Source organism: Azospirillum doebereinerae (genome assembly GCF_003989665.1).
Lineage (GTDB): Bacteria > Pseudomonadota > Alphaproteobacteria > Azospirillales > Azospirillaceae > Azospirillum > Azospirillum doebereinerae.
The window spans coordinates 122,169-142,397 of record NZ_RZIJ01000018.1 but is presented as its reverse complement, the minus strand read 5'-3'; the positions used below and the strand labels follow the sequence as shown (position 1 = coordinate 142,397).

General features: G+C 69.7%; 17 protein-coding genes. 11 read left to right on the top strand and 6 right to left on the bottom strand.

Annotation, left to right across the window (positions count from 1 at the left end):
* Positions 1–52 precede the first annotated feature (52 nt).
* From hflK to EJ913_RS21210, 3 genes are all read left to right on the top strand, one after another.
* Positions 53–1,258 carry an FtsH protease activity modulator HflK gene (gene hflK, locus EJ913_RS21225; protein WP_238519807.1) on the top strand — a complete coding sequence of 402 codons (1,206 nt, stop codon included), beginning with the start codon at positions 53–55 and terminating at the stop codon, positions 1,256–1,258.
* A gap of 13 nt (positions 1,259–1,271) precedes the next feature.
* Entirely contained in the window at positions 1,272–2,153 is an 882-nt protein-coding gene (hflC, locus tag EJ913_RS21220; RefSeq protein ID WP_127001595.1) for a protease modulator HflC, read from the top strand.
* A gap of 410 nt (positions 2,154–2,563) precedes the next feature.
* Positions 2,564–4,066, top strand: a complete 1,503-nt coding sequence (locus tag EJ913_RS21210; protein ID WP_127001648.1) for a DegQ family serine endoprotease — start codon at positions 2,564–2,566, stop codon at positions 4,064–4,066.
* Between the two features lie 498 nt (positions 4,067–4,564).
* Here EJ913_RS21210 and hutG read toward each other — a convergent pair whose 3' ends face one another.
* Positions 4,565–5,389 carry an N-formylglutamate deformylase gene (hutG, locus tag EJ913_RS21205; protein WP_127001593.1) on the bottom strand — a complete coding sequence of 275 codons (825 nt, stop codon included), beginning with the start codon at positions 5,387–5,389 and terminating at the stop codon, positions 4,565–4,567.
* 310 nt (positions 5,390–5,699) lie between these two features.
* Between hutG and EJ913_RS21200 the strand changes: the two genes are divergently transcribed.
* The 5 genes from EJ913_RS21200 to EJ913_RS21180 all read left to right on the top strand — a co-directional run bounded on the left by EJ913_RS21200 (position 5,700) and on the right by EJ913_RS21180 (position 10,642).
* The gene (locus EJ913_RS21200; protein ID WP_127001591.1) at positions 5,700–6,173 is read left to right on the top strand and encodes a DUF3299 domain-containing protein; all 474 of its coding nucleotides are present in this window, start codon (positions 5,700–5,702) and stop codon (positions 6,171–6,173) included.
* A gap of 7 nt (positions 6,174–6,180) precedes the next feature.
* Positions 6,181–7,431 (top strand): hypothetical protein, encoded by a 1,251-nt coding sequence (locus tag EJ913_RS21195; RefSeq protein WP_244939441.1) that lies wholly within the window; start codon positions 6,181–6,183, stop codon positions 7,429–7,431.
* Positions 7,432–7,504: 73 nt separating this feature from the next.
* Positions 7,505–8,704, top strand: a complete 1,200-nt coding sequence (locus tag EJ913_RS21190; RefSeq protein ID WP_244939440.1) for a glycosyltransferase family 4 protein — start codon at positions 7,505–7,507, stop codon at positions 8,702–8,704.
* Positions 8,697–9,644: a hypothetical protein gene (locus tag EJ913_RS21185; RefSeq protein WP_127001587.1), complete on the top strand. Its 948-nt coding sequence runs from the start codon at positions 8,697–8,699 to the stop codon at positions 9,642–9,644. The genes EJ913_RS21190 and EJ913_RS21185 overlap by 8 nt, the downstream gene beginning before the upstream one ends.
* A complete protein-coding gene (locus EJ913_RS21180; protein WP_127001585.1) occupies positions 9,641–10,642 on the top strand; it encodes a glycosyltransferase family 2 protein in 1,002 nt (333 codons plus the stop codon). The genes EJ913_RS21185 and EJ913_RS21180 overlap by 4 nt, the downstream gene beginning before the upstream one ends.
* Here EJ913_RS21180 and EJ913_RS21175 read toward each other — a convergent pair.
* From EJ913_RS21175 to EJ913_RS21165, 3 genes are all read right to left on the bottom strand, one after another.
* On the bottom strand, positions 10,552–11,022 hold the full coding sequence (locus EJ913_RS21175) for a helix-turn-helix domain-containing protein (RefSeq protein ID WP_127001583.1): 471 nt from the start codon (positions 11,020–11,022) through the stop codon (positions 10,552–10,554). The two genes, EJ913_RS21180 and EJ913_RS21175, sit on opposite strands and share 91 nt — an antisense overlap.
* A gap of 123 nt (positions 11,023–11,145) precedes the next feature.
* The gene (locus EJ913_RS21170) at positions 11,146–11,958 is read right to left on the bottom strand and encodes a glycosyltransferase family protein (RefSeq protein WP_127001581.1); all 813 of its coding nucleotides are present in this window, start codon (positions 11,956–11,958) and stop codon (positions 11,146–11,148) included.
* Positions 11,955–14,924, bottom strand: coding sequence for an SLBB domain-containing protein (locus tag EJ913_RS21165; protein WP_244939439.1), 2,970 nt, complete (start codon positions 14,922–14,924; stop codon positions 11,955–11,957). Before EJ913_RS21165 ends, EJ913_RS21170 begins: the two co-directional genes overlap by 4 nt.
* A 235-nt stretch (positions 14,925–15,159) precedes the next feature.
* Between EJ913_RS21165 and EJ913_RS21160 the strand changes: the two genes are divergently transcribed.
* Together EJ913_RS21160 and EJ913_RS21155 are read left to right on the top strand one after the other, a co-directional pair.
* A complete protein-coding gene (locus EJ913_RS21160) occupies positions 15,160–16,191 on the top strand; it encodes a histone deacetylase family protein (RefSeq protein WP_127001577.1) in 1,032 nt (343 codons plus the stop codon).
* 69 nt (positions 16,192–16,260) lie between these two features.
* Complete coding sequence (locus EJ913_RS21155) at positions 16,261–16,827, top strand: putative metalloprotease CJM1_0395 family protein (protein WP_127001575.1); 567 nt, start codon at positions 16,261–16,263, stop codon at positions 16,825–16,827.
* Positions 16,828–16,830: 3 nt separating this feature from the next.
* Here EJ913_RS21155 and aguB read toward each other — a convergent pair whose 3' ends face one another.
* Entirely contained in the window at positions 16,831–17,730 is a 900-nt protein-coding gene (gene aguB / locus EJ913_RS21150) for an N-carbamoylputrescine amidase (protein ID WP_127001573.1), read from the bottom strand.
* A 552-nt stretch (positions 17,731–18,282) separates the two neighbouring features.
* On the opposite strand from aguB, the gene EJ913_RS21145 reads away from it, so the two are divergent.
* Complete coding sequence (locus EJ913_RS21145; protein WP_244939437.1) at positions 18,283–18,813, top strand: MarR family winged helix-turn-helix transcriptional regulator; 531 nt, start codon at positions 18,283–18,285, stop codon at positions 18,811–18,813.
* 73 nt (positions 18,814–18,886) lie between these two features.
* On the opposite strand, the gene EJ913_RS21140 is transcribed toward EJ913_RS21145, so the two are convergent.
* A complete protein-coding gene (locus tag EJ913_RS21140; protein ID WP_127001569.1) occupies positions 18,887–20,200 on the bottom strand; it encodes a pentapeptide repeat-containing protein in 1,314 nt (437 codons plus the stop codon).
* Positions 20,201–20,229: the final 29 nt, after the last annotated feature.

Here is a 20,229-nt window from a genome sequence, read left to right as displayed (position 1 = left end):
GTCTGCATCCCGCATCCCGAAACAGCGAGCACGAAAAGGGGGATCGAATCGTATGCCGTGGAACAATCAAGGTGGGGGTGGCGGTGGCGGCCCCTGGGGTCCTCCGCCGGGCGGCAATGGCCCGAACAACCCGTGGGGGCGTCCCCCCAGCGGCGGTGGAGGGGGCGGTGGCGGCCCCACGCCTCCCGACCTTGAGGATCTTCTGCGGCGCAGCCAGGACCGCCTGCGCCGCGCCATGCCGGGCGGCATCGGCAGCGGGCGCGGCGTCGGGCTGGTCGTCGGCGTTCTCGCGCTGATCTGGCTGGCCAGCGGCATCTACCGCGTCGAGGCGGACGAGCAGGGCGTCGTCATGCGCTTTGGCGAATGGACCCGCACCGAGCAGCCCGGCCTGCGCTACCGCCTGCCGTCGCCGATCGAGACGGTGCTTCTGCCCAAGACGACGCGCGTCAACCGCATCGAGGTCGGCTACCGCTCGGCCGGCGACGGCCGCCGTGGCGACCGCGACGTGCCCGACGAATCGCTGATGCTGACCGGCGACGAGAACATCATCGACATCGACTTCACGGTGTTCTGGGTGATCAAGGACGCCGGCAACTTCCTGTTCAAGATCCGCGATCCGGAATCGACGGTGAAGAAGGCCGCCGAGAGCGCGATGCGCGAGGTCATCGGCCGCACCGACCTCCAGCCCGCCCTGACGGAAGCCCGCCAGCAGACCGAGACCTCGACCCGCCAGCTGCTCCAGACCATGCTGGACGAGTACCAGTCGGGCATCGAGATCACCCAGGTGCAGCTGCAGAAGGCCGACCCGCCGGCCCCCGTGATCGACGCCTTCAACGACGTGCAGCGCGCCAGAGCCGACCGCGAACGCGCCCGCAACGAGGCGGAGACCTACCGCAACGACATCATCCCGCGCGCGCGCGGCGAGGCGGAACGGCTGGTGCAGGAGGCCTCGGCCTACCGCGAGCAGGTCGTCAGCCTGGCGCAGGGCGACGCCCAGCGCTACAGCAAGATCTACGAGGCCTACGCGCTGTCCAAGGACGTGACCGCCAAGCGCATGTATCTGGAAACCATGGAGGAGATCCTGCGCGGCCGGAACAAGATCATCGTCGACGGCTCCGCGCAGGGGGTCGTGCCCTACCTGCCGCTGAACCAGCTGGCGCCGCAGCCGCAGGCCCCCGGAGCCGGCGTGCCGGTCCGCCCGGCGGCCCCGCAGCCGGGGACGCAGACCCAGCCCGCCCCGCAAGCGACCAACCGGTGAGGAGGGACGCATCATGAACCGCACTCTCGCCGCCATCGGCCTCGGCATCGTCGTGCTGGGCGTCGTCCTGACCTCCTCCGTCTTCACGGTGAACGAGGCGCAGCAGGCGCTGGTCCTCCAGTTCGGCGAACCGCGCCGCGTCATCCGCGAACCGGGCCTGAAGTTCAAGATCCCCTTCATCCAGGAGGTGCGGATCCTCGACCGCCGGGTGCTCGACCTCGACCCGCCGGTGGAGCAGGTCATCCTGGCCGACCAGAAGCGCCTGGACGTCGACGCCTTCGCCCGCTACCGCATCCACGACCCGCTGCGCTTCTACCAGACGGCGGGAACCGAGGCGATCGCCGAGACCCGGATGAACGCCACCGTGAACTCGGCGCTGCGCCGCGTGCTGGGCAACGTCACGGTGCTGGCCGTGCTGTCCGACGAGCGCGCCAAGATCATGAACGACATCAAGCTCCAGGTGAACGCGGAGGCCCAGCGCTTCGGCATCGAGATCGTCGACGTCCGCATCCGCCGCGCCGACCTGCCGGAAGAGACCAGCCAGTCGATCTTCTCCCGCATGCGCTCGGAGCGTGAGCGCGAGGCGGCCGAAGCCCGCGCGCAGGGCCAGGAGCAGGCCCAGCAGATCCGCTCGCGCGCCGAGCGCGAACGCACGGTCATCGTGGCCGAGGCGCAGCGCGATTCGCAGATCCTGCGCGGCGAAGGCGACAACACTGCGTTGAAGCTGATCGCCGAGGCGACCGCGCAGGATCCGGAGTTCTACGGGTTCTACCGCTCGCTGGAAGCCTACCGGAAGACGCTGAACAAGGACGACACCACCATGGTGCTGTCCCCGACCGGCGAGTTCTTCCGCTATTTCGGAACGGCGTCGCCGCAGGCCCCCCAGCCCCGGTGAATCCGGTCCCGGAGCAATCTGAAGCGTTTTGAGGCGCTGCCTGAGCCCCTCTCCCCTTGCGGGAGAGGGGTTGGGGTGAGGGGAATGCAAACGTCCTTCGCCTTCGGCGAATACCCCTCATCCCAACCCTTCTCCCGCAAGGGGAGAAGGGCTTTCGATCGCTTCAAGCAATTGCCCCGGAGTCCGGCCTATGACCTCCGTGACAAAGAGTTTCACATGCCTTCGACTGGACCGGCGCGCCATTTTGCGGCCATACTCCTGACCCAACACTGGGACGGCCCCAGGATTTGACGAAACGGGCCGAACGTCCGGCAGGGAGAGCAGAGTTGACGAGCACCCCCAAAATCGAACCCGCCACGGCGGCTCCCGCCCGGCGGCGCGGGGCGGTCCGGAAGGCGGGCATCCGTTCCATGACGGCGGCGCTGCTGCTGGCGCTGGCGGCCCCGGTCGCGGCCCCCTCCATGGCGGCCAAGGCTCACGCCCAAGGCCAGCCCCAGGTCCAGACCGGGCCGGGCCGCGCGGCCACCGGCAGCTTCGCCGATCTGGCGGAAAAGTTGTTGCCCGCCGTGGTCAACATCTCGACCAGCCAGGCCGCGCCGCAGCGCCAGCCGGGCCAGCGCCCCGAGATTCCGCAATTTCCGCCGGGCTCGCCCTTCGAGGATTTCTTCCGCGACTTCTTCGACCGCCAGCAGCAGCAGGACCAGCCGCAGCGCAAGGCGACCTCGCTGGGCTCGGGCTTCGTCATCGACGCGACCAACGGCTACGTGGTCACCAACAACCACGTGGTCCAGGACGCCGACGAGATCACCGTCATCCTCCAGGACGACACCAACATCAAGGCGGAGTTGGTCGGCCGTGACGGCAAGACCGACCTCGCCCTGCTGAAGATCAAGACCAGCCACCCGCTGACCGCCGTTCCCTTCGGCGACAGCGACGCGATGCGGGTCGGCGACTGGGTGCTGGCCATCGGCAACCCGTTCGGTCTGGGCGGCTCGGTGACGGCGGGCATCATCTCGGCCCGGCAGCGCAACATCGACGCCGGCCCCTACGACGATTTCCTCCAGACCGACGCCTCGATCAACCGGGGCAATTCCGGCGGCCCGATGTTCAACCTGAACGGCGAGGTCATCGGCATCAACACGGCGATCTTCTCGCCGTCGGGCGGCTCGGTCGGCATCGGCTTCGCCATCCCGTCGAACCTCGCCAAGCAGGTCGTGGCGCAGCTCAAGGAATACGGCAAGACCCGGCGCGGCTGGCTGGGCGTGCGCATCCAGGCGGTGACGCCGGAGATCGCCGAGAGCCTCGGCCTGCCGGCGCACAAGGGCGCGCTGGTCGCCTCGGTCACGCCGGACGGTCCGGCCGCCAAGTCCGGCATCCAGGCCGGCGACGTGGTCATCAAGTTCGACGGCAAGGAAATCAACGAGATGCGGCGCCTGCCGCGCGTCGTCGCCGAGACCGCCATCGAAAAGGCCGTGCCGGTCGAGGTGTGGCGCAAGGGCAAGACCCAGACCATCCAGGTCAAGGTCGGCGAACTCGAAGCCGCCGAGGAGCAGGGCCTGCTCGCCGCCGGCCCCGAGGACAAGCAGGCGCCCAAGGACAAGGCCCCGGCCCAGAAGCCGACCGAAAGCCTGGGCATGAAGCTGACCGCGATCACCCCGGAGCTGCGCCAGCAGTACGACATCAAGCCCGAGCTGAAGGGCGTGGTCATCACCGAGGTGTCGAGCAGCTCCACCGCCGCCGAGAAGGGCCTGAAGGCCGGCGACGTCGTGCTGGAGGTCGGTCAGGAAGAGGTCCGCAAGCCGGAGGACGTGACCGCCAAGGTCCAGAAGGCCAAGGAGCAGAGCAAGAAGTCCATCCTGCTGCTGGTCGACCGCAAGGGCGACCTGCGCTTCGTGGCGCTGCCGCTGAGCTGATCGGCGGGGTTCGTTCGGTATGAAAAAAGCGCCGGAGGGAAACCTCCGGCGCTTTTTCCTTGCGGTTCATTTCCAAGAACACAGCGACGCCGACACAGCCCTCTCCCGCCCCGGGAGAGGGAGGGGACCCGCGAAGCGGGGAGGGTGAGGGGCTATCGGCTGTGGTACCGGATCCATGTCCCGATAGCCCCTCACCCTTCCCACCGCTTCGCGGCGGGTCCCTTCCCTCTCCCGGGGCGGGAGAGGGCTATCTTCGCGCGCCCCGCAGCCAAGTCTGGGATGGCCAGCTTTTGCCGAAAATCCCACAACCCGGCAAACCTTCCCCTACCATGACGGCCCTTTGCCGCCGCCCATGGAGCCTCCGCCATGTTCCTTTCCACTTCCGCCATCCCCCGGAGCGTGCGGCGGACAAGCCGATGGAACATGGAACAGACCCGGAAAAACGTTCCACGGTGTTTCAAACGTTCCAAACGTTCCATTCGCCGCACCGCGCCGGCGTCAGAGATACCCGGCCCGCCGCCGGCCCGAGGCCTTTTCCCACGCCCATTCGACGATGACGCTCATCAGCCGCTCCAGCGAGGGGCGGACCTGACCGGCCAGATCGGGGCGGAAGCGGTAGGGCGCCTCCTCGTCCATGTAGGTGGACTGGGTCAGCTCCAGTTGGATGGCGTGGATGTTCTCGTCGGGCTGGCCGTTGGCGCGGGTGATGTAGCCGCCCTTGAAACGGCCGTTCAGCACCGCCGAATACCGCTCCGACGCGGTCAGCACGTTCATCAGCCGGCCGACCAGCGGCTGGGCGGCGGTCTGCCCCTCGGCGGTGCCCAGGCTGAAATCGGGCAGGGTGCCTTCGAAGAAGCGGGGAACCCGACGGCGCACCGAATGGGCGTCGAACAGCACGGCGACCCCGAAGCGCTCCTTGAGGGCGCGCAGCTCCGCCTGAAGCTGTTCATGGTAGGGGCGCCAGTAGGCGCCGATTCGCCGCTCGACCTCGGCGGCGTCCGGCTCGTGGCCGGGCTTGTAGAGGGGGGCGTGGTCGAAGCTGGTCAGCGGGCAGATTTCGGTGTCGCTGGCGCCGGGATAGAGGAGCGTGTTCGACGGGTCGCGGTTCAGGTCCACCACGTAGCGCGAACAGAGCGGCGTCAGGAAGCCGATTCCCAGCGCCGGGGCGAAGTGGTAGAGCCGGTCGAGATGGCGGTCCACGTCCGGCTGCGCGGTCCCGACCTCGGTCATGCCGGCCGCGATGTCCGGCGGAATCATCGTCCCGACATGCGGGATGCTGAGCAGGACCGGGGTCTCCCCCGGCTGGAAGCGAAAGGTTTCCATGGCTCGTCTCGTCCCCGGAACGGATACGCCGCTGCCATCGCCAGTGCGGCGCAACATCGGCAGGACTATCGTATGCGGAAACCCGCCGCGTCAAACACATTGCGGACTTGTGAAGCCCCTATTCCATTTTGTGAAATGCCTTTCCCATCAAGCTCTTCCCTCCGCGTCGCTTTGCGCGTTGACCGGTTGTCCCACATGCTGGACACTTCCCGCCGATCAGCGTCGGCCGCAGAGCCGCCCCGGTCACCCCGTGCGCGCACTTGCGAAAGACGGCGGGGGCCGGTGGGACGCATCAAGGGAGAAAACCGCGATGACCACACGCCGTCAGTTCCTTCTGCCGCTCGCCCTTGCCCCGGTCGCCGGCTGGGCGGTCTGGGCCGCCGGTTCGGCCGACGCCCCGGCCCACGCCGCCGGGCCGTTCCACCTGCCGCTCGACGAACACACCGCGTTGTGGCGCGACTTGGCGCAGGTCCGCCTGGGCGGGCCGGTGGGCGATCCGCAATTCCCGATCCGCGTGTCCGAAATGGACGGGCAGCCGGTGTCGGTGCGCGGGTTCATGGTTCCCCTCACCGGCGGGGCCTCGCACAACCGCTTCATCCTGTCGGCCAACCCGGTCAGTTGCCCGGCCTGCCAGAGCCCCGCCCCGTCGAGCATGATCCACGTCCACAGCCGGACGCCGCTGGGGGAGACGCAGGAGCCGATCCTGCTGACCGGCACCCTGCGCCTGCGCCCGCACGAAGGGCTGTTCTACCGCCTGGACCGGGCCGAAGCGCGCTGGGCCTGAGCCTCCGGTGATCCCCGTCGCCGATGCCGGGGAAGGGGAGGCGGCAGGCCGGTGGAGCGCGGCCTTCCCCGCTCTGGCCGTGGCCCTTGCGCTGGTGCTGTACGGCGCCTTCAGCGCGCCGGCCCCGCCCGTGCTGCGCGCGACCGAGGCGGTCATCGGCCTGCTGCTGCTGGCCGCCGTGGGCTGGCGCCGCCCGCTGTTCGCCGTCACCGGCCATGCCCTGCGGGCGCCCGCGCTGCCGCGCTGGGAGGCCCTGGCGTTGCCGGCCTTCGCGTGGCTGCTCTGGGCGCCGCTGCTGCGCGCCGCGGCCTTGGGCTGGGACGCGGCGGACATCCTGCGCGACGCGGTCCCGCTGCTGTACCTCTTCCTGCCGGTGTTGCTGGTGCCGGTCCTGCGCGGCGTCGCCGGCCGGGCGGTTCCGATCCTGGGCGCCGGGCTGATCCTGGCCGGGCTGTTCCTGGCGTTGCGCTGGTGGAAGCAGGTGGAATGGGGCTTCGGCGCGGTCGGCACGCGGGCGATGCCCGATGGCGACGGCTATTTCCTGAACGCGCCGTCGGTGCTGTTCGCGGCGGTCGCCCTGCCGGCCCTGGCGCTCGGCCTGTTCGCGCGGGGCGGCTTGGGGCGCGGGGTGGCCGCCCTGTGCTGCGCGGGCGGGGGAGCCCTATGCCTGGGGGCGTTGGCCGGGGCGGTGCACCGGACGGCGCTGGGGCTGGCCGCGCTGTCGGGGCTCGCCCTGATCCTCTGGTTGGGGCGTCGGCGGCCCTGGTTGGCCGTGCCGGTCCTGGCGGCGGCGCTGGTCGTCGGGCTGCTGCTCGGCGACCCGTTGCTCGGCGCCTGGGGGCAGGCGGCGGAGAAGACCCGCCTGACCGGCGCCAACGCCCGCTGGGAGGAGGCGGCGGCGGTGCTGGCGCATGTCGCGCAATCGCCCTGGTCGCTGCTGTTCGGCGACGGCTGGGGCGCCAAGCTGTCCAACCCGGCGGTGGGCGGCTGGCGCGTGTCCTACACCCACACCCTGGCGACCTACGTCCTGGTCAAGGGCGGCGTCCTGGGCGCATTGGCGCTGGCCGCCTATCTCGGCGGGCTGGTTCCGGCGGCGCTGCGGCTGCTGCGCGTCGATCCGCTGCTGGGCTGGTCTTTGCTGCCGCCGCTGCTGATGGCGCTGGGGCTGCACACGAGCTTCAAGTACCTCGACACTGGCGTTCTGCTCTCTTTGATGGTTTTGGCGTCGGGCATCAGGAAACCGTTGTCCATGCAATGACGCTTATGCATACTTCCGCGTGCAATTCATGCGGTGATGTCCCGTGCGTCCGTGTCGTCCGTCCATTTTGTTCGTGAACAGGGTCTTCCCCCCGGATCGCGGGGCGACCGGACGCTGCCTTGCCGATCTGGCGGAGCGGCTGGCGGCGTTGGGCTGGCGCGTCACCGTCGTGGCGGACGGCGCGGGCGGGGAAGCGGAAACACCGCCGGGCGTGACTCTTCACCGGACCGGCGACGCCGTCGATGGGCGGGAGCGGCCGGACGCGCGCTCCTACCTCGATTCGCTGCGCCGGTTGACGTGGCATGCGCTGCGGCAGCCGCGCCACGACGTGGTGGTCACCATGACCGATCCGCCGCTGCTGGCGCGCGTCGGCCCGCTGCTGGCCGCCCGCCACCGCGCCGTCGCCATCCATTGGAGCCAGGACGTCTACCCGGCGCTGCTGCCGCATCTGGGCGTGCGGTTGCCGGCGCCCCTGCTCGGCTTCGTCGAGCGGTCGATGGCGGCGGCGTTGCGGCGCCACGACGCGGTGATCGCCATCGGGCGCTGCATGGCCGGACGCCTTGCCGGGGCCGGCGTGCCGGAGGACCGGCTGACGGTGCTGCCCAACTGGCCGGATCCGCGGGTGCGCCCGATCCCGCACGAGGGGAATGGCTTCCGCGCCGCCTTGGGGCTGGGGGGCCGCTTCGTCGTGGCCTATTCGGGCAATCTCGGCTTGGCGCACCCGATGGATGGCGTGCTGGAAGCCGCCGCGCGGCTGCAGCGGAGCGACCCGGCGGTGCGGTTCCTGATGATCGGGGAGGGACGCGGCCACGCCGCCTTCGCCCAGTCGGTGCGCGGCCAGGGACTCGACAACGTCCTCTTCCAGCCCTGGCAGCCGCCGGAGCGGCTGGCGGAAAGCCTTTCCTGCGCCGACCTGCATCTGGCCGTCATGGCGGAGGCGGCGGAAGGGTTGATGGTGCCGAGCAAGCTGGCCGGCGCCCAGGCGGCGGGGCGTCCCTGCCTGTTCCTGGGGCCCTCCGGCAGCGATGCGGCGCAGCGGGTCCGGGGCTGTGGAGCGGTGTTGGATCCCGGCGATGGAGCCACCCTGGCCGAGACCGTGCGCCGCTACGCCGCCGACCCGCCCCGCTGTGCGGAGGAAGGCGTTCGGGCCGCCGCCGTCGCGGCCTCCTGGACAGCCGAGGACGCCGCTTCGCGCGTTTCGGCCCTGGCCGAAGGGTTGTTGAGACGCAGGGGAATGGCGCATGATGGGTGGCGGCGGGTGTCGGATGCCTGACGGGTCGCTGACGCTGCGGACGCCCGACACGGCGGGCGTGGATTTTCGCGCCTTGGTGCTGACGGCGCTGTCGGGTTGGCGGGTGTTGGCCGTCTTCGCGCTGGCTGGCGTGACGTTGGCGTTGGGTGCGCTGTGGGTCGTGCCGCCCGAGCACACGGTGGTGATGATCGTCGGACCGACCGCGCGGGTCGGGTCGGCGGCGATGGGCGCTCGGATTCCGGTGATGGCGGGGCGCGAATCCGCCCTTGGCGCCGCCGAACCGGGGCCGGGGGACGAGGCGCTGTCCGATTACGCCCGGTATCTGGAGTTGTTCGGCTCCGGCCCGGTGGCGGAGCGGCTGGCCGGCGATCCGGCCTTCCTGCGCAGTCTGTTCCCCGAGCGGTGGAGCGCGGAGGAGGGGGAGTGGCGACCGCCGCCCGGCCTGCTGCCAATGGTCAAGCGTCTGCTTCTGGCGCTGGTGGGGCGGCGGGACTGGGTAGAGCCCGACGCGGAACGGGTGGCCCGTGCCCTGCGCGACCGGCTGGTGATCGATATGGTGCGCAGCGGGCCGATGCGGCGGATCGCGCTGCGCCACCGCGACCGGGGCGCCGGGCTGGAGATGCTGGGCCGGATCGCGGCGGCGACCGACGCCCATCTGCGGGCCGAAGCGGCCCGGCGCAGCGCGGCGCAGATCGCCCATGTGAAGGCCCGGCTGGCCGGGGTCACGGTGACCGAGCACCGTCGCGCGCTCAACGACCTTCTGTCGGACCAGGAGCGGGTGGCGATGATGATCGAGGTCGATCTGCCCTTCGCCGCCGATCCGATCCAGGCGCCGACCGCATCGGCTTTGCCCGACTGGCCGAATCCGGTGGCGGTGGTGCCGCTGTCGGGGCTGGTCGGCCTGCTGGCGGGGGCCTTCGTCCTGTCCGTCCGCGCGGCGTGGCGGGGGAGCGCCGCATGAGTTCCGCGCCGATCCCCGTGTCGGTCGTGGTGATGACCCGGAACGAGGCCGCCAATCTGCCGCTGTGCCTGCCGTCGCTCAACCGTTTCGCCGAGCGCTTCGTGGTGGACAGTGGCAGCATCGATGGGACGACGGGCATCGCCGCCGCCCATGGCGCGCGGGTGGTTCCTTTCCATTGGAACGGGCGTTACCCGAAGAAGAAGCAATGGTGCCTGGACCACTTGCCCTTTGCCCATGATTGGGTCCTGTTCGTCGATGCCGACGAGCGGCCGACTCCGGAACTGGTGGAGGAGATCGACCGGCTGATGGCGGGCGCTTCAGGTCCAACTCCCGCCGGCTATTGGATCGACGGCCGGCCGGCGGTGCGCGGACGGCCGCTGCGGTTCGGCTGCTGGAACCGCAAGCTGATCCTGTTCGACCGTCGCCGTGCGTGCTTTCCAGACATTCCCGATCTGGACGTCGCCAGCATGTGGGAGGTCGAGGGGCACTACCAACCCGCTGTGGCGGGAGCGACCGGACGCCTACGCCACCCGATGGACCATGACGACCGGAAACCCCCGGCCGCTTGGTTCGACCGTCACAACCGCTATTCCGATTGGGAGGCGGCGTTGCGGGCCGATGGCCGCATGGCACGCCTGATCGATGGCGAAACCGGTGCGCGACGACTGATGAAGAGACTGCTCCACCACGCGCCCTGCCGACCCCTGCTGGCCTTCCTGCATTCCTATGTGGCGAAGCTCGGCATCCTCGATGGGCAGGCCGGGTTGGACCACGCGCTGGCGCGTGCCTTCTACTACTGGCAGGTTGCCGTCAAGACACGGGCTCTTCTTGACAAGGCCTCGTCCCCCGGTGTGGCGCCGGTCATGCCGGCGAAACCGCGCCCCGAGGCTCTCCCCAAGGCTCCGTGTCAGTCTTCGAGCAGTGCCAGCTTGTCGCCGCCCAGCGCCTTCAGCAGGTCGAAGGTGCGCTTGCGCACGCTCGGATCCTCGATCCGGTAATAGGCGCGCACCAGTTCCAACGTTTCGCGCCTAGCCATGGATTCGAACTCGTCGGTTTCCGATGGCGGCAAGGCGACCAGCGATTCGGTCTCGACGCTGTCGGGGGAGGGCATGTCGTCGAAGAAGTAGCTGACCGGCACGCCCAGAACCTGCGAGAGGTTGTAGAGACGGCTGGCGCTGATCCGATTCGATCCACGCTCGTATTTCTGGAGCTGCTGGAAGGTGATGCCGACGGCCTCGCCCAGCTTTTCCTGACTCAAGCCCAGCAAGGTCCGGCGCAGACGCAGACGGGCGCCCACATGGATGTCGATGGGGTTTGGACCTTCGCCGCGACGCGAGAGGGTGTGGGCAGGGGCAAGCTTGGTCTTGGTCGCGCTCATTGGTCGTACCTCGAAAAGGAAGCCACAGGGGAAGGCACCACAGGAATGCTTAGTTCAGAAAGTAAATTCTATGCAACCTTTTGTGCGCATCAACCGTTTGATTCGATGTGGGCGGTTGGTGGCTTATGAAAGAAACAAAGTTTCCGCTCTCCGGAAACGCCATTTCGCATAGGCCGCTGGAAAGTGTCGGCGCAAGGCTGTTGCGGACCGTTGCGCCGTCTGCAAAAGCGTCTCGCGCAACGGTCCATGGCCGAGCAGTTCGCGCCGGATGAGGGACTGTTCCCGGCGTCCCTGCGCCGGGTTGCGCTGCGACAGCCCGTTCGGCGCGAAAACGCAGATGGCAAAGGGCAAGTGCACCGCTGCGCCGCGCCCCATGGCTGCCAGGGTGAAGGCGTAGTCGGCCGCTATGGCGTAGCGGTCGTCGAAACGGAGACCGGTCAGTGCGGCAATTCGGTAAAGCATGGCCTGATGATGCGTGAACATACCCAGCGCCGCCCAACGGTGTGACCGGGACGGTTTCAGAAGGATACGTTCGTCCCCCAGCCGCTCCAGCGCATCCCCGTACAAAAGCGTGGCGTCGGGGTGCAGCCGGACAGCATCACGCAGCAAGGCGGCGCTGTCCGGCCCGGCCAGCCGGTCGCCGGCGTTGAGGAACAGGGCGTGCTCGCAGCCGAGCGTCCGGGCGGCGTCGAGCGCGTGGTTCATGGCGTCGAAGGGACCGGTGTCCGGCGCCGAGCGCCACCAGCCCATTTCATCGCCATGGTCGCGCAGCCACTCGGCGGTGCCATCGGTCGAAGCCCCGTCGACGACGACCCAGGTGAAGTCCTGCTCCGTCTGCGCGCGCAGGGTCCCGCGGGTGGCCATCAGCCCGGTACGGTCGTTCCGGGTCACAGTCAGGATGGCCAGCCCGCCGCGCGCCGCCTCGGGCGGGGTCATCGCGAGATCACCGCGATGGACGCGGCGGTGATCGCCAACTGCCCGAGAATGCCGCCAATGGATTTGGTCATCTCCAGCGCGTCGAACGGCTTCGGGTCGCGCGGCACGACCAGCATGGCGCCGGGCGGAATGACATTCACCCGGTGGTTCCAGGGCGACAACGACAGCGGCTGGGCCCTGCCGTCCGGCAGCACGAGGAAACTGCGCGCCGAATCGGCATTGCGTGTCGGGCCGCCGGCCTCACCGAGATACGCCTCGGCGCTCTTGCCGCTGACGAACTGGGCGGCGGTGGGGTGCATCACCTCGCCGGCCACGGAGACTGACAGCGGGCGCTTGGGGATGTGGATGCGGTCGTCGGATTCGAGCAGCGGATCCAGTTCAGGACGGGCGCGCAGCACGGCGGGGTCAGCCTCCACCACGACACGGCCCAGCGGCTCCATACCGCGCAATTGCGCGGCGAGCTGACGGGCCAGCGCCACGTTCTCCGCCTTCACCGGATCGCCCTTTTCGATCTCCAGGGTCAGGGCGCGTTCCAACTCGCGGGCCTGCTGGGTGAATTGCTCCTTCTCGCGCCGCCGTTCGCTCTCGCGGGTAAAGACGGCGCCGGCCGGATAGGCGTCCTCGGTCAGTCCGCCGGCGCGCGCGATCAGCGAGGACAGAGTCTCGCCGCGTCCGACGTCGTAGCTGCCGGGCCGCCGCACCGAGCCCAGTATGGCGACGGCGCGGGCCTCCAGCGCTTGGGCGCGCGGGTTGACGCGGATGGCGTCGCCGGGGCCGGCGGCCCTTGCCTTGTCCTTGGCGCTGCCGAGGTCGACGGCCGTGCGCGCGCCGTCCGCGCCGGTGAGTTCGACCGCCGCCGGGTCGGCGTCGCTCGACAACCCGCCCGCCGCGGCGACCAGCGCCGCCAATGGGGTCCGGTCGGCCACCGGATAGCCGCCGGGTTGCCGGACGGCACCACGGATTTGGACCGTGCGCTCGGCGATCAACGCGGTGATGGCGGGATCGAGCGGTTCGGATTCCGCCATGCGGGCGTCGTCCAGCCTTTCCTTCGCGGCATCGCCCTTTCCGGTGTCCGGCGTGGGACGTAGCAGGGCGCGCAGGCGGGCGGCAGGGAACAGATGCAGGCGGTCGCCATCGGCCAGCACCCGGTCGGCACGTCCGGTGCCGATCTCCTGTGGGGAAAAGGGAATCAGGGAGCGGGTCAGCGTCCGGCGGTCGAAGCGCTCGATGACGCCGAGCAGAGGATAGACGTCGCGCTTCAGCGCGCCGCCCTCGCCCAGAGCCTCGCGCAGGGTGGTCCGGCCGTTCATCGGGCGGGTGCCGGGACGGCGGACGTGGCCGACCAGTTCGTAGTGCGGGGCCGATGATTCCAGAACGGCGTCCGGCCCGGATGGGAAATCGGTGGATGGGGCGCTCCAGTCCAGGAACTCCGATTCGCCGCCTGCCGCGCGGGCCAGGCCCGCGACCGTGGCGCGACCGGTCCGTGGGTAGAAGCCCGGACGCGGCACGCCTCCCAGCAGCAGGGCCGAACGCTCCAGCGCGAAGGTCAGCAGGTCGGGCACGGCCTCGAACAGGGGTGGGCAGGGCTTGCGGGAGCCGGTCAGACCGGCGGCGGCGCGGGCTTGCCGGCCGGTGGCGAGCAAGCCGTCGGGCGCCGCCGCCAGCGCGCGAGCCAGCCCCACCAGCCCTTGGCAGGCGTCGGGCGGCAACGCACGCTCGCCGCGCAGCAGGGCCAGCACCGGTTCGGATGTCAGGAAATCCACGTCCTCGACGCCCAGCACATAGAGCGTGTCGCCCTCCGAGAGGCGGCGGTCGTCGCGGCCGTTCAGGGCCGCCGCCAGATCGACCGGGCGCAGCACCCGCGCGCGGGTCGCCGGATCGGTGGTGGCCAGCGCGGCGAAGGGCAGATAGGGATCGGGCCGCAGATCGGCCTTGGCGACCAGCGCCGACAGGCTGCGGGTGCGGGTCAGGGCGCGTGGGCCGGGCCGGTGGACATGCCCCTCCAGACGGACCTCGTTCCGGCGGTCCTCGCGCTGCGGCGTAAGGATCAGCAGGTCGCCGTCGCCGAACAAGGGGGCGTCGGGATCGCCGGCCTCCTCCGTCACCTCCTCGCCGGACGGGCCGATGCCGAAGCGGACGGCGCGCTGGGCGCCGGGCCGCAGAGGGCCGCCGGCCAAGTCGCGGAGATCGGTGGCGGGCAGGCGCGGCCGACCGGGCGGCAGTTCATAGATGCCGGGACGCTTGACCGGGCCGGCAACGGCGACGGTGGCCCCCAGCGGCGGAACGAACAGCCGGTCCCCGTCGCGCAGCCGCTGGTCCGCTCCGCCCGAATCGCCGGAACCGGTCAGATGCAGGTCGTAGAGATCGACGATCCGGCCGCCATCGGCGCCGCCCCCATTCGACCGAATCAGGCGGATGCGGCGAAGGGAGCCGGTGCGCGACACGCCGCCGGCCGCGGACAGGGCGTCCAGCACGGTGGCGAAGGCGCTGACTTCCTGCCGGCCGGGATGGCTCACCGATCCGGTGACGACGATCCCGATCCGCCGCACGTCGGCCAGCGAGACGAAGGTGTCGGTGTTGGGCAGGGCGGCGGTGACGGCGGCCGACAGCTCCGCCCGCAGCGCGGCCAGGGTCAGCCCTGCGGCGGTCACCGGCCGCGCCTCGTCCACCAGAAGAAGACCGCCGCTGTCGATGGGGAAGCGTTTGCTGAAGGACTTCTGGCCCCGTAGGGTGACCAGCAACTCGTCGCCGGTGTTCAGCACGTAATCGCCCTGGACCGCGCCGGGCGGCGTCCGCGGTTCCGGCGCGCCGGCGGCGAACAGGTCGTAGCCGAACTGCCGCAACGGTTCCCCGGCGCGGACGGAGAAGGCGGTTTCCAGCGCGGAGGGCTCGGTGTCTGAAAGCAATGACGGCGCGCGCGCCGGCTCGGCGGCCAGGAGGGCGCAGACCCACAGAAGCGGCGCCATCCCCGGCAGCCATCGGAGGAATATCCTGCTCGCAGCAGCGATCATGGGGCGTTGAAAACCAGAAATCACCACCCGGCGCTATGCCGTGGTCGAATAGGAAACACTATTGCGTGTGTCGGATCGAAAGGCAACGACTCCCTCAAGGGCGCCATGCAAAAGGGCCCGCACCGGCCGGGGGCGGGCGACGCTATCATGGTTTTTCTCATTCCCTTTTCTTCGCAAGGAACCGCGCGGCGTGATTGTCTTCTACAGCGAGGAGCATCGGCTCCAGTCCGGCCGGTCGGAACTCAACGACGGACAACTCGTGCCCTGCTACGAGAAGCCGGCGCGGGCCGACATCGTCCGCAACCGGTTGGACGCGATCGGCTTCGGCTCCGTCCGAGCGCCCGAGCCGCACGGCTTGACCCCGCTGGAGCGGGTGCACGACGTCGGCTATCTGGCCTTCCTCCAGAACGCCTGGGGCGAATGGGTCCAGGAACACGGCGATTGGGACGCGCTGCCGCTGAACTGGGTGGCGCCGGGCATGCACCGGCGGGTCGTGCCGCGCTCGATCGACGGGCGCCTCGGCTATTATTCCTTCGATGCCGGGACGCCGATCACCGCCGGAACTTGGCGTGCCGCCACCTCAGCCGCCGACAGCGCGCTCAGCGGGGCGGACCGGATCCGGGCGGGAGACCGCAGCGCCTTCGCGCTGTGCCGTCCGCCGGGCCATCACGCTGGAAAGGCGTTCTACGGCGGCTACTGCTTTCTGAACAACGCGGCCATCGCGGCGCAGTCCCTGCGCGACGGCGGGGCAGCGCGTGTCGCGGTGCTGGACGTCGATTACCACCACGGCAACGGCACGCAGGAAATCCTGTGGGAGCGTGGCGACGCGCTGTTCGTGTCGCTGCACGCCGACCCGGTCGACGAGTTTCCCTATTTCAGCGGCCACGCCGATGAGACCGGGGCCGGTGCGGGCGAGGGGGCCAACCTGAACCTGCCGCTGCCCTGGGGCACCGATTGGGCCGCCTACGCCGAGACCCTGGATGTGGCCGCCCGGCGCATCCGCGCCTTCGCGCCCGACGTGCTGGTCGTCTCGCTGGGTGCGGACACCTATGGTGGCGATCCGATCTCCCGTTTCCGGCTGCTGTCGGAGGATTTCCTGCGCATGGGCGCCGCCATCGCCGGAATCGGGCTGCCGACGCTGTTCGTGATGGAGGGCGGCTACGCGGTGGACGATCTGGGCGTCAACGTCGCCAACGTGCTGACTGGATTCGAGGATTCCTGAGGCACCACGCCATTGCCGGAAGGAGGCAATCGCCCTAAATTCGTCCTGTTCGTGAACAATCGCTGAGGGATGCAGGCGGTGGCTGGCGACGTGTCGTCGATAGGGGCGCCCATCGGGATGCACCGCGCCCCGTCCCGGCCCCTGTCCTTCGGAAACGGGGCCGTTTCCGCCACGGAACCGGCGTCGGCCGAGACCCAGCAGCAAGTCCAGAAGCTCAGGCAGAGCGATGCCAACGTCCGCCAGCACGAGGCGGCGCATCAGTCGGCGGGCGGCGGGCACGCCGGGGCGGCGTCCTTCACCTACACGCGCGGGCCGGACGGCAAGAGCTACGCCACCGCCGGCGAGGTGCAGGTCGACATCAGCGCGGAGGCCGACCCTTCGTCCACCGTCGCCAAGATGGAGCAGGTCAAGGCGGCGGCGCTCGCCCCAAACGATCCGTCCCCGCAGGATCTGCGGGTCGCAGCGCAAGCCGACGCGCAGAAGCTGAAGGCGGAGTCGGAGCAGCGCCAGCAGGGTGGCGGCACGGCGCCGCCTGCGCTGGCCGCGCGCGGGGCGTCGGCCTACGCGGCGGCACAAACGGCGGCGCAGGCATTGACCGCGCCGCCGGGTGGTGGGCTTGGCAGGCTGGTGGTGTAGCCGTTACCGGCGTGGCGTGGTCTCGCCGTCCAGCGTCAGCAGGGCACCGTAAAGCTCCGGCCGGCGGTCGCGGAACACCCCCCAGGAGGCGCGTTGCGCCGCGAGGCGGTCGAGGTCGAAGGTCGCGGTCAGCACCGTTCTGCTGTCGCGGTCGGCCTGGGCGACGATCTCCCCCTGCGGCCCGGCGATGAAGGACGACCCGTAGAAGGTGATCCCGCAAGTCTCGCCCTCTTCCCGCCCGATGCGGTTGGAGGCGACGAGCGGCATCAGGTTGGCTCCGGCGTGGCCCTGCATCACGCGGGTCCAGTGGCCCTGGCTGTCGATGCCGGAATCCTGCGGCTCCGACCCGATGGCGGTGGGGTAGAGCAGGATCTCCGCCCCCTTCAACGCCATGATGCGGGCGGTTTCCGGGAACCACTGGTCCCAGCAGATCGCGCAGCCGATCGTCGCGTAGCGGGTCTTGAACACCGGGATGCCGGTGTCGCCGGGGCTGAAATAGAATTTCTCCTGATAGCCGGGGCCGTCGGGAATGTGCGACTTGCGGTAAATCCCCAGCACGCTCCCGTCGGCGTCCACCATGGCGACCGAGTTGTAGTAGGCGTTGCGCGCCCTCTCGAAGAAGCTGACCGGAATGACGACCGACAACTCGCGGGCCAGCGCGCTCAGTCGGGCGATGACCGGGTGGCCCTCGGCGGGGGCGGCCAGTTCGAACAGGGACTGCTTCTGGTCCTTGCAGAAATAGGGGGTCTCGAACAGCTCCTGCGGCAGGATGACCTGGGCGCCGCGCCCAGCGGCCTCGCGGATCAGGGACTCAACGCCCGCCACGTTGGCGGCGCGGTCCCAGCCGCAGGCCAGTTGGGTGGCGGCGACGGTGACGGTGCGGGGGGAAGCGGCGGTGGTCATGGCGGATCCTTGACGTCTCGGGGGGCTTCGGCCGGGGCCTTGATCGGGCTGTCGGGTGGATATGGTGCGCGCCGGCGTGTTTGGCCTCCGTCACCGCGTCGGCGCAAGCCCTCTTGAGGCGCTGGGTGGCGTTTTAGTAAATTCTTCATATTAGGAGCGTCTTGTCATTTCCCATCGGGAAGTAAAAGGCCGGACGGTCCGCAATCCAGGAAACGCAACCATATTGGGATATGGAACTGCGAGGCTCTACCATTAGAAAAGGATAGACCGGCCCCAAGCGGGAAGGGATTTTTCCATGGTGGGTCTTTTTCCTTTGCGGGTGGCTCCGGCTTTGGGTCCTGACATATCATTGCATGCCGGGCTGCGAGGCTTGCGCATTTGATTTGCGCTTCGGGTGCGACACGCTATGATTGGGAAAAACCTCATTGTCCGCCATTCCCCGGTGGCAGTGCGATCGACGGCGTCCTTCGACGGGACGCGGCGGCGTGGAATGTGGGAACGACGGGCAGAAAGATTGTCGGTATGGTTGCGTGTTTCAAGGGATGGGAACCGGTGACGGCCAGCGAGACGGTGGATGCGGCACCGGCACCGGATGGTGCGCTGCCTAACGGTGCCCTGACCGATGGCGCCCTCTCCGACGGCGTCCTGTCCTTCGTGGTTCGTGATGTGAACCGCGCCTTCGGCCGTGCGTTGCAGGCGCGCATCGCGCGCTCCAGCGTCAGCATGGGGCAGTGGTTCTTCCTGCGCGCCCTGTGGGACGAGGACGGGCTGACCCAGCGCGAACTCAGCCACCGCGTCGGCATGATGGAGCCGACGACGGTCACCGCCGTCAACGTGATGGAATCGCAGGGGCTGGTGCAGCGGGTCCGCAACGCGCACGACCGACGCAAGATGAACATCTTCCTGACCGACAAGGGCCGCGCGCTGCGTGAGACGATGATGCCCAGCGCGTCTGACATCGCGGCGATCGCCGTCGATGGCATCGCGCCGGAGGAGGTCGCCCGGGCCATCGGCGTGCTGCGACGGGTCGGGGCCAACCTGAACGCGGCCAGTTTCGGCCGCGAAGAGGACACCGAGGGCTGATTGCGGCGGCGGAGCGACGGCTGATCCCGGTTGGGGCCGCCATCCCCGGTGCTGGCCGGGGCGGCCGCTGAAATCAGTCGTCCAGATCGGGCGGCGGAGGCAGGCTGGCGCCGGTCAGGTTCGCGCCGGTGAAGCGGGCGTCGCGGATGTTGGCGTCGCTCAGGATCGCGCCGGTCAGGTCGGCGTTGGAGAAATCGCAATCCGCCAGGGTGGCGCCCCGCAGGTTGGTGCGCACGCAGGACGCGCCGGCCAGCCGGCTGCCGGTCAGGTTGGCGGCCCAGAGCCGCCCGGTCGGTCGCCCGTCCGGCCCCTTGATGTCGACCCAGCCGATCCCCGCCCCGTCCAGCCGCGCGCCCTCCAGATTGGCGCCGCGCAGGTTGGCGCCGTCGAGGATGGCGGCGGTGAAGTCGGCGCCCGACAAATTGGCCTCCGAGATGTCGCACATGATGAGCAGCGACTCGCGCATCTTGGCGCCGGTTAGATTGGCGCCCTTCAGGTTGGCGCCGGACAGGTTCACGCCGGTCAGATCGATGTGGGTCATATCGGCCCCGGCGAGGTCGGCGCGCGCGCCCATGGTGCCGCTGGTGTTGATCCAGGTGTAGTGGCTGTGCAGCGCCTGCTGGATCTGGACCGAGAAATTCTCCGCCGAGCGGGCGAGATTGGCACCGGTGGTGTCGGCGCCGGCCAGATCGGCGCCCTCCAGCTTGGCGCCCTGGAGATCGGCGTTGCGCAGGTTGGCGCCGGCCAGCATGGCGCCGGTCAGGTTGGCGTCGCGCAGGATGGCGCCTTGCAGGTTCACGCCCGACAGGTTGCTGCCGCGCAGGTCGGCGCGGGCGAGGTTGCAGCTTTTCATGCTGGCGCGCATCAGCGTGGCGCCGGTCAGCAGCGCGCCCTCGCAATCCGCGCCGTTCATCGACACGTCGGTCAGGTCGGCGCCGGACAGGTTGGCGTTGGTCATCGACGCGTCGTCGAAATCGCTGCCCGAGAGGTCGGAGCGGACGAAGTCCAACCCCTTGCCGCCCTTGCCCGGAGCGCCGCCGCCGTAGAGCAGGGCGCCGCCGCGCAGGTCGGCCTCCTTCAGGATGGCGCGCTTCATCTTGGCGCCGCGCATGTGGGCGCCGCGCAGATCGGCGCGGTACAGGTTGCAGCCCGACAGGTCGGCCTTGGTCAGGTGGGCGGCGAACAGGTCGGCGTTGCTCAGGTTGGCGTGGGTCAAATCGCAATGCGACAGGTTGGCGCCCGACAGTTTGCCCTGAGTCAGGTCCACGCCGGAGAGGTTGGACCCTTCCATGTTCGCCATGGTCAGGTTGGCGCGCGCGCCGCCCTGTCTCTTCTTCAGCCAGCGCTCGTGCTTTTCCAGCACCGCGACCAACTCGTGTGGCGTCATCGGCCCCGTCCGGTGTCTGTGGTGTCGCC

Bases quoted from the DNA above. Each gene is read 5' to 3' on its own strand.
- hflK (WP_238519807.1), top strand. From the start codon at position 53: ATGCCGTGGAACAATCAAGGTGGGGGTGGCGGTGGCGGCCCCTGGGGT.
- hflC (WP_127001595.1), top strand. From the start codon at position 1,272: ATGAACCGCACTCTCGCCGCCATCGGCCTCGGCATCGTCGTGCTGGGC.
- EJ913_RS21210 (WP_127001648.1), top strand. From the start codon at position 2,564: ATGACGGCGGCGCTGCTGCTGGCGCTGGCGGCCCCGGTCGCGGCCCCC.
- hutG (WP_127001593.1), bottom strand. From the start codon at position 5,389: ATGGAAACCTTTCGCTTCCAGCCGGGGGAGACCCCGGTCCTGCTCAGC.
- EJ913_RS21200 (WP_127001591.1), top strand. From the start codon at position 5,700: ATGACCACACGCCGTCAGTTCCTTCTGCCGCTCGCCCTTGCCCCGGTC.
- EJ913_RS21185 (WP_127001587.1), top strand. From the start codon at position 8,697: ATGCCTGACGGGTCGCTGACGCTGCGGACGCCCGACACGGCGGGCGTG.
- EJ913_RS21180 (WP_127001585.1), top strand. From the start codon at position 9,641: ATGAGTTCCGCGCCGATCCCCGTGTCGGTCGTGGTGATGACCCGGAAC.
- EJ913_RS21175 (WP_127001583.1), bottom strand. From the start codon at position 11,022: ATGAGCGCGACCAAGACCAAGCTTGCCCCTGCCCACACCCTCTCGCGT.
- EJ913_RS21170 (WP_127001581.1), bottom strand. From the start codon at position 11,958: ATGACCCCGCCCGAGGCGGCGCGCGGCGGGCTGGCCATCCTGACTGTG.
- EJ913_RS21165 (WP_244939439.1), bottom strand. From the start codon at position 14,924: ATGGCGCCGCTTCTGTGGGTCTGCGCCCTCCTGGCCGCCGAGCCGGCG.
- EJ913_RS21155 (WP_127001575.1), top strand. From the start codon at position 16,261: ATGCAGGCGGTGGCTGGCGACGTGTCGTCGATAGGGGCGCCCATCGGG.
- aguB (WP_127001573.1), bottom strand. From the start codon at position 17,730: ATGACCACCGCCGCTTCCCCCCGCACCGTCACCGTCGCCGCCACCCAA.
- EJ913_RS21140 (WP_127001569.1), bottom strand. From the start codon at position 20,200: ATGACGCCACACGAGTTGGTCGCGGTGCTGGAAAAGCACGAGCGCTGG.